The 14,425-nt window shown below is 55.0% G+C and carries 12 protein-coding genes and 1 pseudogene; 7 read left to right on the forward strand and 6 right to left on the reverse strand.

What is annotated here, in order from left to right:
• Window position 1 precedes the first annotated feature (1 nt).
• The 5 genes from AC6I8V_RS07005 (at window position 2) to rmf (ending at window position 5,840) form a co-directional block, all read left to right on the forward strand.
• The gene (locus AC6I8V_RS07005) at window positions 2-1,915 is read left to right on the forward strand and encodes an ABC transporter ATP-binding protein (RefSeq protein WP_497845167.1); all 1,914 of its coding nucleotides are present in this window, start codon (window positions 2-4) and stop codon (window positions 1,913-1,915) included.
• A gap of 17 nt (window positions 1,916-1,932) precedes the next feature.
• Window positions 1,933-3,216, forward strand: coding sequence for a membrane integrity-associated transporter subunit PqiA (pqiA, locus tag AC6I8V_RS07010; RefSeq protein WP_497845168.1), 1,284 nt, complete (start codon window positions 1,933-1,935; stop codon window positions 3,214-3,216).
• Entirely contained in the window at window positions 3,188-4,831 is a 1,644-nt protein-coding gene (gene pqiB, locus AC6I8V_RS07015) for an intermembrane transport protein PqiB (protein WP_497845169.1), read from the forward strand. Before pqiA ends, pqiB begins: the two co-directional genes overlap by 29 nt.
• Window positions 4,828-5,394: a membrane integrity-associated transporter subunit PqiC gene (gene pqiC / locus AC6I8V_RS07020; protein ID WP_497845170.1), complete on the forward strand. Its 567-nt coding sequence runs from the start codon at window positions 4,828-4,830 to the stop codon at window positions 5,392-5,394. Before pqiB ends, pqiC begins: the two co-directional genes overlap by 4 nt.
• A gap of 278 nt (window positions 5,395-5,672) precedes the next feature.
• A complete protein-coding gene (gene rmf / locus AC6I8V_RS07025) occupies window positions 5,673-5,840 on the forward strand; it encodes a ribosome modulation factor (protein ID WP_013508548.1) in 168 nt (55 codons plus the stop codon).
• Between the two features lie 132 nt (window positions 5,841-5,972).
• Here rmf and fabA read toward each other — a convergent pair whose 3' ends face one another.
• Window positions 5,973-6,491 carry a bifunctional 3-hydroxydecanoyl-ACP dehydratase/trans-2-decenoyl-ACP isomerase gene (gene fabA, locus AC6I8V_RS07030; RefSeq protein WP_497845171.1) on the reverse strand — a complete coding sequence of 173 codons (519 nt, stop codon included), beginning with the start codon at window positions 6,489-6,491 and terminating at the stop codon, window positions 5,973-5,975.
• A gap of 67 nt (window positions 6,492-6,558) precedes the next feature.
• Window positions 6,559-8,420: pseudogene (locus tag AC6I8V_RS07035) on the reverse strand (AAA family ATPase).
• Window positions 8,421-8,473: 53 nt separating this feature from the next.
• Between AC6I8V_RS07035 and matP the strand changes: the two are divergent.
• Window positions 8,474-8,941, forward strand: a complete 468-nt coding sequence (gene matP / locus AC6I8V_RS07040; protein WP_497845172.1) for a macrodomain Ter protein MatP — start codon at window positions 8,474-8,476, stop codon at window positions 8,939-8,941.
• Window positions 8,942-9,010: 69 nt separating this feature from the next.
• Here matP and ompA read toward each other — a convergent pair whose 3' ends face one another.
• Entirely contained in the window at window positions 9,011-10,081 is a 1,071-nt protein-coding gene (gene ompA / locus AC6I8V_RS07045) for a porin OmpA (protein ID WP_497845173.1), read from the reverse strand.
• Window positions 10,082-10,430: 349 nt separating this feature from the next.
• A complete protein-coding gene (gene sulA / locus AC6I8V_RS07050; RefSeq protein ID WP_497845174.1) occupies window positions 10,431-10,922 on the reverse strand; it encodes an SOS-induced cell division inhibitor SulA in 492 nt (163 codons plus the stop codon).
• Window positions 10,923-11,144: 222 nt separating this feature from the next.
• Here sulA and AC6I8V_RS07055 point away from each other — a divergent pair, with 222 nt between their 5' ends.
• Window positions 11,145-11,744 carry a TfoX/Sxy family DNA transformation protein gene (locus tag AC6I8V_RS07055; protein WP_497845782.1) on the forward strand — a complete coding sequence of 200 codons (600 nt, stop codon included), beginning with the start codon at window positions 11,145-11,147 and terminating at the stop codon, window positions 11,742-11,744.
• Window positions 11,745-11,768: 24 nt separating this feature from the next.
• On the opposite strand, the gene yccS is transcribed toward AC6I8V_RS07055, so the two are convergent.
• Both yccS and AC6I8V_RS07065 read right to left on the reverse strand, forming a co-directional pair.
• Window positions 11,769-13,907 (reverse strand): YccS family putative transporter, encoded by a 2,139-nt coding sequence (gene yccS, locus AC6I8V_RS07060; RefSeq protein ID WP_497845175.1) that lies wholly within the window; start codon window positions 13,905-13,907, stop codon window positions 11,769-11,771.
• Window positions 13,908-13,916: 9 nt separating this feature from the next.
• A complete protein-coding gene (locus tag AC6I8V_RS07065; protein WP_497845176.1) occupies window positions 13,917-14,360 on the reverse strand; it encodes a YccF domain-containing protein in 444 nt (147 codons plus the stop codon).
• Window positions 14,361-14,425: the final 65 nt, after the last annotated feature.

Below are 14,425 nucleotides of genomic sequence, written 5' to 3' on the forward strand. Positions count from 1 at the left end.
TATGTCACTGATCAGTATCCATGGCGCTTACCTCTCATTCAGCGATGCGCCGCTGTTGGATAACACCGAGCTGCACATTGAAGAAGGCGAGCGCGTCTGTCTGGTGGGGCGCAACGGTGCCGGTAAATCGACGCTGATGAAAATCATCAACGGCGAGCAGCCTCTTGATGACGGCCGTATTATTTATGAAACCGATCTGGTGGTGGCGCGTCTGCAACAGGACCCGCCACGCAACATTACCGGTTCGGTGTATGACTTCGTCGCAGAAGGGGTGGAGGAGCAGGCGGAACACCTGAAGGCCTACCACGCCATTTCCCATGTGGTGATGGAAGACCCGAGCGAGAAGAATCTCAATGAGATGGCGCGTTTGCAGGGCATTCTTGACCATCACAACCTGTGGCAGCTGGAAAGCCGCATCAACGATGTGCTGGAAAAAATTGGTTTACAGGCCGATACCGAGCTGTCGTCACTTTCCGGCGGCTGGCTGCGTAAAGCGGCGCTGGGCCGCGCGCTGGTCAGCAACCCGCGCGTGCTGATGCTGGATGAACCGACTAACCACCTCGATATCGAAACCATCGACTGGCTGGAAACCTTCCTCAAAACCTTCACCGGCAGCATCGTGTTCATTTCGCACGACCGTTCCTTTATCCGCAATATGGCGACGCGCATTGTCGATCTCGATCGCGGCAAGCTGGTCTCCTGGCCGGGCGATTACGACCAGTATCTGCTGGGCAAAGAGGAAGCGCTGCGCGTGGAAGAGATGCAAAACGCCGAATTCGACCGCAAGCTGGCGCAGGAAGAGGTGTGGATCCGTCAGGGGATCAAAGCGCGTCGTACCCGTAATGAAGGCCGCGTGCGTGCGTTGAAAGCGTTGCGTCGTGAGCGTTCTGAACGTCGTGACGTGATGGGCAAAGCCAATATGCAGGTGGGCGAAGCGTCGCGCTCCGGCAAGATTGTGTTTGAACTGGAAAACGTCGATTACGCCGTGGATGGCAAAGTGCTGGTGAAGGATTTCTCTTCTCAGGTCCAGCGCGGTGACAAGATTGCCCTGATTGGTCCTAATGGCTGCGGTAAAACCACGCTGCTGCGTCTGATGCTGCAACAGCTGAAGGCGGATAGCGGCCGCGTCCATTCCGGTACTAAACTGGAAGTGGCCTATTTCGACCAGCACCGCGCAGAACTCGATCCCGATCGCACCGTGATGGATAACCTGGCGGAAGGTAAGCAGGAAGTGATGGTGAACGGCAAGCCGCGCCATGTGCTGGGCTATTTACAGGACTTCCTGTTCCATCCAAAACGCGCCATGACGCCGGTGCGCGCCCTGTCCGGCGGTGAGCGTAACCGTCTGCTGCTGGCGCGTCTGTTCCTCAAGCCCAGCAACCTGATGATCCTCGATGAACCAACCAACGACCTCGATGTGGAAACGCTGGAGCTGCTGGAAGAGTTGATTGATGGCTATCAGGGCACGGTGCTGCTGGTTAGCCATGATCGTCAGTTCGTCGATAACACCGTGACCGAATGCTGGATCTTCGAAGGCAACGGTGAAATCGGTACCTTTGTTGGTGGTTATCATGATGCGCAGCAGCAGCGCGCCGCTTATAAACAGCAAAAGGCGGCACCGGCAGCGAAATCATCCGCTGCGGCAAAACCCGCCGAGAAAAATGATGCCACCAAACGTGCGGCGGGCAAACTAAGCTATAACCTGGCGCGTGAGCTGGAGCAGCTGCCGCAGCAACTGGAGCAGCTGGAAGCGCGCATTGGCGAGTTGCAGGCGAAGATGAGCCACCCGGACTTTTTCAGCCAGCCGCATGATCAAACGCAGCCGGTGCTGGATGCTCTGGCGAAAACCGAGCAGGAGCTGGAGACGGCCTTTGAACGCTGGGAAGAACTGGAAGCGCTGAAAAACGGTGCTTAATACTGAAGGAAACCGGCATGTGTGCAGCGGATGATGCGCAGTCGTGGATCTTGTGTCCACAGTGCGATTTAACGGTAAAACTGCCAGCAGTGCCGGTCGGCAGCCGGGCGCGTTGCCCGCGCTGTCATACAACATTGACCGCCAACTGGCACGAACCGCGTAAACGTCCCACCGGGTATGCACTCGCTGCCCTGTTTATGTTGGTGCTGGCCAATTTATTCCCTTTCATCAATATGCATGTCGCCGGTCTGAGCAGCGAAATATCGCTGCTGGAGATCCCGAATGTGATGGTGCGCGAGGATTACGGCAGCCTCGCGACGCTGTTCATGCTGTTCGTCCAGGGCATCCCTGCATTCTGCATGGTTACCATTATTTTGCTGGTCAACCGCGCCAAAATGCCGCACCCGTTGAAGCTATGGCTGGCGCGCATTCTGTTTCAGCTGCGGAACTGGGGGATGGCGGAAATCTTTATGGCGGGCGTGCTGGTTAGCTTCGTCAAATTGATGGCCTACGGGGAGATTGGGCTGGGCAGCAGTTTCTGGGCCTGGTGTCTGTTCTGCCTGCTGCAACTGCGGGCGTTTCAGTGCGTCGATCGTCGCTGGGTATGGCAGCGTATTGCGCCATTGCCCGCGCTTCCCCATGCGCCACAGGCAGGCATTAGCGGTTTGCAGCAGGGGATGCGCCGTTGTCCATGCTGTACCGCGATCATGCCGGTCGATCGCGTTGTCTGTAGCCGTTGTGGGGTGGTCGCTCATGCGCGGCGACGTCACAGTATGCAGTGGACGCTGGCGCTGCTCGTCACCTCCATCATGCTGTATATCCCGTCCAACATTATGCCGATCATGGTGACGGAGACCTTAGGCACGCAGTATCCCTCCAACATCATGGCCGGGGTGATTTTGTTGTGGAGCGATGGCTCCTGGCCGGTCGCGCTGGTGATTTTTATCGCCAGTATTATGGTGCCCTCGCTGAAAATGCTGGCGATTGGCTGGCTGTGCTGGGATGCCAGCGGACGCGGGCAGCGTGACAGTCAGAAGATGCATCTGATTTATGAGGTGGTGGAGTTTGTTGGTCGCTGGTCAATGATCGATGTGTTTGTTATCGCCGTTCTCTCTGCGCTGGTGCGTATGGGGCGGCTGATGAGTGTTTACCCGGCGCCAGGCGCGCTGCTGTTTGCCATGGTGGTGATTCTCACCATGTTTGCAGCGCTGGCTTTTGATCCGCGTCTGACCTGGGATCGTGTACGGAAAACCGAACGTAAGGAGCCGCGTCTTGACGGACAACCATCACGGGATTGCTAACGTCGACCAGATTAAACGCTGGTCGCCAGTCTGGATTGTACCCATCGTCACGCTGTTAATCGGCGGATGGATCCTGTTTTATCACTTCAGCCATCAGGGGCCGGAAGTCACCCTCATCACCGAAAATGCCGAAGGTATTGAAGCGGGCAAAACCACCATCAAAAGCCGTAGCGTGGATGTCGGCGTGGTGGAAAGCGCGGTACTGACCGACGATCTGCACCATGTGGAGATCAAGGCCCGGCTCAATGCCGGCATGGAAAAACTGTTGCACGGCGATAGCGCCTTCTGGGTCGTCAAACCGCAGATCGGCCGTGAGGGCGTAACGGGCCTCAGTACCTTGTTGTCGGGTGCCTATATCGAATTGCAGCCGGGTACCAAGGGTGACCAGCCGGAAAATTATCAGCTGCTGGACGCGCCGCCACTGGCGCCGCCCGATGCGAAAGGTATCCGTATTACGCTCGACAGTAAAAAATCCGGGCAGCTTAATCCGGGAGATCCGGTGCTGTTTCGTGGTTATCGCGTCGGTTCGGTGGAGACCAGTACCTTCGATACCGATAAACGCATGATGACCTATCAACTGTTTATTGCCGCGCCCTATGATCGGCTGGTGACCACCAACGTGCGCTTCTGGAAGGACAGCGGCATCGCGGTGGATATGTCCTCGTCCGGGATGCGGGTGGAAATGGGATCGCTCACGACGCTGTTCAGTGGCGGTGTCAGTTTCGATATTCCTGATGGTTGGGAACTGGGGCAGGCGGCGCAGAACAAAGCGGATTATCACCTGTTTGACGACCAGCGTAGTATCCAGGATTCGCTGTACACCAACCATATTGATTTCCTGATGTTCTTCACTGACTCGATTCGCGGTTTGCAGGCGGGTGCGCCAGTGGAGTTCCGCGGTATCCGTCTGGGCACCGTCGCGCAGGTCCCCTATATGATCCCGGGTGTTAATCAGGCGCTGGATAACGATTATCGTGTGCCGGTGCTGATTCGCATTGAACCGGATCGTTTCCTCAGTCGCCTTGGCGGAGATTTCAACCTTGAGCAGCATTTAGAGGACGGTAAAAAACGCGGTCTGCGCGCCACGCTGAAAACCGGCAATCTGCTCTCCGGGGCACTGTATATCGACCTGGATTTCTACGATAACGCCGCCGCGTATCAGGGACCGAATAAGGTCGCGGGCATTGAAGTGATCCCAACGGTCAGCGGTGGTCTGAGCCAGATTCAGCAGAAACTGCTGGCGGCGCTCGACAAGATCAACAACCTGCCTCTGAACCCGATGATCAACCAGGCGACCGGTACGCTGAGAGAGAGCCAGCGGACGTTGCAGCAGTTGCAGAAAACGCTGAACAATCTCAATCAGATTACCGCCAGCCCGGCGATGAAGACGCTGCCGGCCGATATGCAGCAGACGCTGCGCGAACTGAATCGCAGCATGAAAGGGCTGCAACCGGGATCGCCAGCCTATAACAAGCTGGTGGGCGATATGCAGCGACTCGATCAGGTACTGCGTGAATTGCAGCCGGTATTGAAGACCCTGAACAGCAAGAGCAACGCGCTGGTGTTTGAGGCGAAACCGGGTGAGGATCCACAGCCAAAGAGGGCGAAACAGTGAAAAAAGGGCTGATGATTGGGGCGATGCTGCTGCTGGCAGGATGCAGCAGCAAGATTGATACCACCTACTATCAGCTGCCAGCGGGCGCCACTATGGCGCCTGTCAGCAGCGATGCCAGCAGCGCGCAGCCGATGCTGTGGGTGCAGCAGGTCAGCGTGCCGGATTATCTGGCGGGCAATGGCCTGGTGTATCAGACCAGCGACGTGAAATACGTAATTGCCGCTAATAATCTTTGGGCCAGTCCGCTCGACCAGCAATTGCAGCAAACGCTGGTCAGCAACCTGAGCCGTGCGCTGCCAGGCCGTCTGGTATCGGGTTCACCCCTTGGGGAGACGCACGATACGCTGACCGTCAACGTCACCGGTTTTCAGGGCCGCTATGATGGTAAAGCGATCGTCAGCGGTGAATGGGTGCTGCAACATCAAGGAAAACTTATCAAACATGGCTTTAATCTGACGCTGCCGCAGCAGGAAGATGGCTATGATGCGCTGGTCCGAACCCTGGCGCTCGGCTGGCAGCAGGTCGCTCAGAAAATAGCCGATGGTGCGATCGCCTCAAATTAAGATTTGTTCGAAGCTTATGCTAAGTCCCTGATTTGTCATTATGGATGACAAAAAAATCAGGGGCTTTTTTTTTCGGCTTATCAGCCAGATAAGCGATTTTTCTGAATCTTTACCTCATTCTGTGATGGCGGTTTCAGGTCATTTTTATGACATTGGCGTGAATTTTGCGCATTGACCTTTTCGTCGCAAGGCGTTAGAACGTTAGAGTGGTTGAACATTAATTCGCCACTCTATCTTTCCACCAGATTCCACCAGACCTGAAATGAGGGAAACGAGGTATGAAGAGACAGAAACGAGACCGCCTGGAACGAGCACATTCACGTGGCTATCAGGCCGGCATTACGGGACGCTCAAAAGAGATTTGCCCGTATCAAATGATCGACGCACGGTCTCACTGGTTGGGAGGTTGGCGACAAGCCATGGAGGACAGGTCGGCGGTGGCGTAAGCCCGCCGGATGTCTATCGATAAGGAACAAACCTCCGCATTATGCGGAGGTTTTCGTTTTACCCGTCATAACTTTCTCCCCGGTCACTCACTGATGTAAGCTCCCAGGGACGCACGTCAGGGTAAAGGAGGATCAGAACGCGGTGGTGTCTTTGAACAGACCCACTTTCAGGTCAGTTGCCGAGTAAATCAGGTTACCGTCAACAAACACTTCGCCGTCAGCCACGCCCATCACCAGTTTGCGGTTGATGACGCGTTTAAAGTGAATTTTATAGGTCACTTTTTTCGCGACCGGCAGTACCTGACCGGTAAATTTCACTTCGCCCACGCCCAGCGCGCGGCCTTTACCTTCTGCACCCAGCCAGCCCAGATAGAAGCCAACCAGCTGCCACATGGCGTCCAGACCCAGACAGCCTGGCATTACCGGGTCGCCGATGAAGTGGCAGTCAAAGAACCACAGGTCAGGGCGGATATCCAGTTCGGCTTCCACGAAGCCTTTGTCGTATTTACCGCCGTCTTCGGTCATTTTGACCACGCGGTCCATCATCAACATATTGCCTGATGGAAGCGGCGGTCCGTTTTCGCCGAACAGTTCACCGCGACCTGAGGCAACCAGGTCTTCTTTGCTATAGGATTCGCGTTTATCTACCATGTTCTCAATAAGCCTTCTTTTAGTGAAGCCCGAATATTAGCGAACAGTTGTACGCCGGGCAATGCTATCAGCTGTGGTTAAACCAGTTAAGCCAGCGTAATGGCCACGGGCGCTGACGCGTTTCCTGTTGATTCAGCTGAGTGATGCGATCCTGGATGGTGCGCAGCAGTGAATCACCGCTTTCGCTTTGCCATGCCACGCCGGTCAGTAACGGCAGCGCTTCGTCGACACGCTCAATGGCCCAGATATGGAACTGGCCCTGCTGCACCGCCGCAACGACCTCCGCATTCAGACTCAGATGACGCACGTTACTGGCGGGAAGAATCACGCCCTGCTGGCCCGTCAGGCCGCGTTCATTACAGATGCTGAAGAAGCCTTCAATTTTCTCATTGAGGCCGCCAACCGGCTGTACATTGCCAAACTGATCCACCGAACCGGTGACCGCGATTTGCTGATTCAGCGGCTGGTTAGCCAGGGCGCTAATCAGGGCGCACAACTCAGCCAGCGAGGCACTGTCGCCATCGACTTCGGAGTAGGATTGTTCAAACACCAGCGAAGCAGAGAAGGGCAGCTGTTGTTCCAGCTCCAGCTCAGAAATCAGGTAGGCCTGCATGATCATCATGCCTTTCGCATGAATATTGCCGCCCAGTTCCGCCTTGCGTTCAACGTCAGTGAATTCGCCATCGCCAGGGTGCACCACGCAGGTAATACGTGATGGTTCGCCCCACGGACGTGGGTGGCCGGGAAATTCAATCACCGACAGACCATTAATCTGACCGACCACTTCGCCTTCAGTCTCAATCATGATCTGGTTTAGCAGAATTTCATCACGCATGCGATCGGCGAGGAAACTTTCACGCCACTGACGCGCTTCCAGCGCATCTTTCAGCGCTTCAGCATTGAGTGAGTCACCGTGCAATGCCGCTTCCTGCAACTGGCGACGCAGCCAGCGCGGGCACAGTGGCAACGTGTCCTGATCGCCGGTGGTGCGCACAGCTTCATTAATCAGTGGCAGCCAGAAATCTTCTTCGGGGTCTGACAAGCCTGCCTGACGCGCCTGAGTCAGCGTCCACTGGCACCAGGCCGTCATCTCATCTTCGTCGAGGATCTGCAGGTTCTCTTCAAACTCGCTGTACAGCGCCATCTCATGCGCTTCCGGGTCCAGCGCCTGGAAATCAGCCAGCGCATCGCGTTCGCCGCACAGGATCAGACGCAGCTGCAACGGCAGCGCAGGGATGGCTACCGGCAATGGCTGGCGTTCATCCTGCGAGTACCACTCAAAACGGCCCTGCTCGATGCATTTTTTCAGGCGCAGCCACATCAGGGGTTGCGCCAGCAGCGTGTTGACGCTGAGGATCAGGGTGCCGCCGTTGGCGCGATGCAGCAAACCTGGTTCCGGCTGGACACGATCTTTATACTGACGGACACAGCCGAATAGCTGCTCGAATTCGATCCAGTCGGCGTAATGTACGCCGCCCTGGCTGGTGAAGGGGCGGTTGCTGTCGGTTGGCGGCAACAGGCTGACGTTGTCACCCATCACCAGGTAATCACCGCCAAACAGGGCTTCAGCGTCAGGCTGAAAACGTTGTGCGGCGCTGGCAACCCAGGCGAGGTAGTCGCTGTTTTCCTGACTGCGTAATAGCAGCAGTGGGAAACCCTGTTGTTGATGATGCAAATGCGCCAGCGCATTCAGCAGACGCGGCTGAACCGCGGCTAGACTATCGCTATCTTCCAGTGAGACGTTTGAGAAAATGGATTGGTAGCGGGTGCTATCCGGCTGCAGGGCTTGCCACGTAAGTTGAGAGCTGGTCAAAATATTCCATTCGTCAGATTCGGGAAAAGCGCGATTATACAGGAATCAACCGGGTTAAGCACTGCGGAGTTCCGGCCCGAATTGTGATGGCCGCAACATGTTTTTCCTTGCTGCATCCAGGAAAAAAGCTGTTATTCTTAGTTTGTTACGTGATCACGATGAGATTCCGATGAAATACCAGCAACTCGAAAATCTTGAAAGTGGATGGAAGTGGAAATACCTGGTGAAAAAGCATCGGGAGGGTGAACTGATCACTCGTCATCTTGAACTGAGTGCCGCCCAGGTTGCGGTAGACGCGCTATTGATGATGGAAAATAGCCCGGTTGAGGTTAACGAGTGGATTGCTCAGCATATCCATCCGGATCTGGAAAACCGTCTGAAGCAGACCATTCGTGCACGTCGTAAACGCCATTTTAATGCTGAGCATCAGCATACCCGGAAGAAATCTATCGACCTGGAATATCTGGTGTGGCAACGTCTGGCTGGGTTAGCGCAGCGCCGTAATAGCACGCTTTCTGAGACCATCGTGCAGCTGATTGAAGATGCCGAACGTAAAGAGAAGTATGCCAGCCAGATGTCGACGCTGAAGCAGGATCTGCAGGCGATTCTCGGCAAGGGTGAAACGGATAGCGAATAATTCTCGCTTTACTGACAATCAGGTATAAAAAAAACCCCGCCTGAGCGGGGTTTTTTACTGCGTGAAAACTTAAGCCTGCGGCTGAGTTACCACGTCTTTAACACCTTTCACGTCGATTTCAACGCGACGGTCCGGCGCCAGGCAGTCGATCAGGGCATTGCGGCCTTTCACGCTGTCACAGGTGTTGCCAGTAACCGGGTTAGATTTGCCCATGCCACGTGCGGAGATTTTGTTAGCCGGGATACCTTTAGATACCAGGTAGTCGACAACAGACTGAGCACGTTTCTCAGACAGTTTCTGGTTGTACTGCTCTGAACCGATACGGTCGGTGAAGCCCAGGACTACAGCAGAACCGTCTTTCGGATCCATTGAGCTCAGCTGGCTGTACAGCTGATCCAGAGCCTGCTGGCCTTCTGGCTTCAGGGTCGCTTTGTTGAAGTTGAACAGGACGTCAGACTTCAGGGTGAAACGCTTGGTTTCAACAACCGGAGCCGGTGCCGGAGCTGGAGCAACAACTGGTGCAGCAGCTTCATCCTGACCGAAACGGTAAGAAACGCCGACGCTCAGCATGCTGTTGTCAGGGCGCGCGCCAACGGTGCCTGCGTCGCCGATGTTGTTAACCCACTGATAGTCCAGGCGAGTTGCCCAGTTTTTGGTCAGTGCATATTCAACACCAACAGCAGCCAGCGGAGAAACGCCGGTGTCGTGGTCGCTGATACGGCCGGTGGTCGGGTTAGTCTGAGTGGAATCAGCACGCCATACCATGCCGCCCAGACGGGTGTACACGTCCAGATCGTCAGTAATCGGGTAGCTCAGTTTAGCAGCCAGCTGAACGCCTTGTGCTTTGAATGCGCCGTTAGTTACGGTGCCTTTGTAAGGCATACGGCCCAGCCAGTCGTAGCCCAGCTCGAAGCCCAGGTACGGGTTAGCCTGGTAGCCCAGGAAAGCGCCTGCGCCAAGCTGATCCTGATGAGTCGGACCATTGTTGTTCTCATAATCGTTACCGTAGTAACCTTTATCGTGGTACTGAGACCAACCCAGCTTAGCACCGGTATACCAGGTGTTATCTTTAGGAGCGGCCTGCGCTACGGTAGCGAAGCCAGCCAGTGCCACTGCAATTGCGATAGCTGTCTTTTTCATTTTGCGCCTCGTTATCATCCAAATAGGCAATGAGCAAAAATAGTTTGCTCTTGGTTTAATCCTTCGCCGGGTCAAAATGCTCGCTTATGACTCTACCGAAAAAACGGAGGTTATTGAGCACCCTGGCGAGGTAAAGTCTACAACGAGATTGGAAAGTTACAAGTATGATGTGAGGCCAGGCGATAAAAAAACAGGGGTTTATACACACATTTTAACAATTGACATGGCATAATCTTCGCGATCAGAAATGAAAAAAGTGGCTAAGCCATTGTCTAAGCTGGCTGGACAAGAATCAGTGGCTTAGCGTCAACTTCTGAGAAACGAGGTGCAAGAAAAATCCTAATTTTACTTAATGAAACAAATCTGAGGGAATTTTTGACGCTAATCGTTGTCTGGACAAAACCCCATCCTGTCCTTGTGGACGCATCACCAGACCCAGCGCATCACCTTCGATCGCAGCCTGTTTCAGTTCCCAGCGCTCTTCATCGTTCAGTTCGTAAGGAATCCACGCCAGAACCACACTGTAATTACCAGTGCGCAGCGCTTTGACCATACTTTCCACCGTGCTGTAACGCTCGCTCTCCGTGATATGCATACTCTTTTCCAGCGGCAATCCTGACTGCTGCATCCAGTGACGATTCAGCTTGTGCGCGGGAGTTAACCACAGCTGCCAGCGTGATTGCAGGCTCAACTGCTTCAATACCGGCAGCAGCATAAGCTGCATCATGCCAGGTTGTTCGCTGTAATGCAGCTCAGTAATGCCACCTAAAGAAGGTTGCGCTACATCTGAAGTCGCAAAACGATGAGAACGGTCAGCGGTGCCAGAGAATTGAGTACGCATAATTTAATCACTCAGTAATGAACTGTATGAATATACAGTAATGGCTTCCTGGATAAAGATCAACCTCAATTTCTGAAAACACCTCGCAAATTCTGCACATTTTTTCGCCGCACAGCATTTATTCATTGAACAGCCAGATCGTTTTTCATATCTTCTAACCTGATGAATACATGGATATTTATTAGGATGTTTCTGGTAAAAGGACTTCAGGAAGGTGTCAGGATGAAAAAGTATCACCCGGTTGTTGAGCAAACAAAATTGCAGCTGTCAGCGCTAGGTAAAATCGAATCCCGCACGCAGTTTGGTGGTTACACACTGGCGGTGGAGAAGGTGGTTTTTGCGTTAATTAATGAAGATGCGCTTTACCTGCGCGCCTGTGAAGCTGTCGCTGATTATGCGGCGCTTTGTCCCATGGAGCCGCTGATTTACCACAAGCGCGGCATCCCGGTTACCCTGAGTTACTTCAAAGTCGATATGCAACTCTGGCAGGAGCCGGAACAGTTAATCCTACTGTCGGCCAGCGCATTACGCACGGCGCGCGATGAGCTGAAGACAAAATATATCTCATTGCGTCTCAAAGACTTGCCCAATCTGAGTATGCGCATGGAAATGCTGCTGCATAAGGCGGGTATCTGCTCGGTAAAGCATTTGTGTGAAATTGGCGCGAAGCAGAGCTGGCTGAAACTGCGCCTGGTGAATAAACACATCGGCCTGAAAACATTGCTGGCACTGCAGGGCGCAATTTCGGGGCATCATGAGGCGGCGCTGCCGAGGGAGGTCAGAGCTGAACTCTGCGCGTGGTATCAAAAAACGCTCCGCTGACCAGCAGCAGAGCGTTGATGGGTTTTAGCCTGTCGCAAGGATACGGCGTAGACGTGCAATTTCCGGCAGCAGTGAGATCAATAACCCCAACTGCTGCAACACCAGCGGCGCCTGCGTTTCCGGGCTGGTTTTCATTTCCGACAGGCGCTGCATCAGCGCCTGCTGCATGTGTGTCGCCTGGCTATCGCTGACACGCTCAATCTGCAATACGTCTTCAACGAAGCACACCGCATCATCGAGCAGGGCCAGTAGCGCGGTGTCATCCAGCCTGACGCGATGGGCGCCCAATGCTGAGATATAACTGAGAAAAGAGTGATTAAGGCACAACAGCCTGAACGCGTTCTCCCGTAATGGCTGCTGGTAGTGAACTTCGCTGCTCATATTGGAAACGACCGAAGCCAGTTCAGCATCCGCATTATGGGCATCACGTCGCGCCACACGGTACGCCAGCCGATTATCCTTGCCCTGGTGATATTGCTCCATAATCGCATCAAGATAGCGGCAGTTAGCATTCAGCGTGCGATCGGCTACGGTTGGCAACTGACGGAAACGCCAGTCCGGCCAGACAAAGGCGACGGCCAGCCACGCCAGACCGCAGCCCAGCAAGGTATCGACCACGCGCGGCAGCGCCACTTCAAAGCCTTCACCGAGCAGATTGAAGCACAGCAACACCAGCAGGGTAATGAACAGCGTTGCCTGGGCGTACTGGATCTGCCGGAAGGCGAAAAACAGCACCCCGCTAAGCACAATCAGAATCAGTTGCCCTTCGATTGAAGGCACCAGCCACAGCACCGGCAGGCCGATGGCAATCCCCGCCAGCGTACCGCCGATACGCAGCGCCAGACGCCGCCGGGTGGCGTTATAGTTCGGCTGACATACAAACAGGCTGGTGAGCAGAATCCAGTATCCGCGATGCACACCAGTGATCTGAATAAATCCATAGCCAACGCACAACACCAGCGACATGCGCACCGCATGACGGAATAACGCCGAGGAAGGCGTGAGATGACGGCTGATGCGCAGACGAATATCAGCCCAACCGCTCAGCCCTTCGCTGGAAAGATTGTCGTCACTGGAGGCGGCGGGTTGCGCCAGCATCTGTTCGGATTCAATGGATGCCAGCTGGGCATCCATGGCGCGCAAATTGCGCAGCAGCCAGAACAGCGCGCGGATATTGGCTTCCTCCGGCGCACTTTGTTGCAGGCGGGTCAGCGCCGTTTCCAGCCGCTCAAACACGCGTTCAAAGTGGGGATCATGATGCCAAGGCTGACGTAATAATATTGTCTCTGCCAGCTGACGACAGGCGTGTGCCTGCATGTTCAATAAACGCTGGAAACGGAACAGCACTTCGTTGTAACGCCAGTCATCGCGTAATTGATGATATTGCAGATGTGACGAACTGGCGCGCTCATGGATATCCTGCGCGACAAAATAGTAATGCAGGCTGCGCCGCGTACTGCGCGAACCCCGGTCGCCGCGCAGACGGCTCTGGATGGTGCTTTTTGTGAGGTTAAGCTGGGCCACCAGCTGGCTGTTGACCATGGCGGTGGCAATCAGCGCGGCGTCATCCTGCTCGCCGCCATCGGGATCGAACAGGCTGGCTTTGGCATCAAGGTAACGCGCCAGTTGCGAAAAACTGGCCGCCAGCTGCTCCTGCACCGGGCGCACCGGAAATATCAGGTGGCCGATTAAGGTCAGCAGGTTGTACCACAAAGCGCCAATCAACAGCAGCGACGGCTGCATCCACCATTGCAGGAACAGACCGCTGCCCAACATGGTGTAGACCGCAATCAGCAGGGCGCCGAAGGCAATGGTAGCGTAGCGTTGCCCCAGTGCGCCCAGCAGAATAAATCCCCAGGTTGAGAGGGCCAGACCGGCGATAAATGCCCAGGGATGCGGGAACAGCAACTCGACGGACACCGAGGCGATACAGAAACAAATCAGCGTAATCAGCAGATTCCGCAGGCGTCCGGTCCAGCGATCGTCGAGATCGGCCAGCGCTGCGGCAACCACCCCCAGCGTCAGCGGAATGGTCCACTCAATTTTCTGTAGCCACCAGGGCACGGCGGCACAGCCTGCCAGTGCGAAAAAGATGCGCAGTAAATAGCGCAGGCTGCTGTTGAACAGATAACGCCGCCAGCCCGGCAAAGCCTCATGCATCATGGCTTAGCCTCAGTAACGGCGGCGGGCATTCGCTTCCCGCGCGGCCTGCGCTTCTTCCACCGAAACCACACGGCGGCCGACCGGCCACAGGGCAATGGCGGCAATTTTGAAATTGGCGATGCCAACCGGTATGCCGATGATGGTGAGGCACTGCACAATTCCGGCAGAAATATGCATCAGACACAGCCACCAGCCGAAAAACACCAGCCAGAACAGGTTGAGGAAAGTGCCGCCAGCGTTCAGAACCGGGCTTTTGCTATCCGGGCGCAGCACGTCCACATGCACCGCTTCATTGCCAAACGGCAGCAGAGAGAGTTTAGTAATTTCCCAGCAGGAGCGCGTTAACGGCAGCGTGAAAATAAGTACGATGCTGACCAGCGTCGCCAGTAGCCAGCTGAGGGTGGTAAAAAAGCCGCCCAATACAAAGTTGAGAATGTTGAGCACGGTGCGCATAACACGATTTTCCTTTTGCAATCCGCAATATGTGCCGCCAAGTTTAGCCTGTTTTAAGGCTGGAG

This window comes from Pantoea sp. X-Soil-TKNS-1207 (assembly GCF_059730485.1).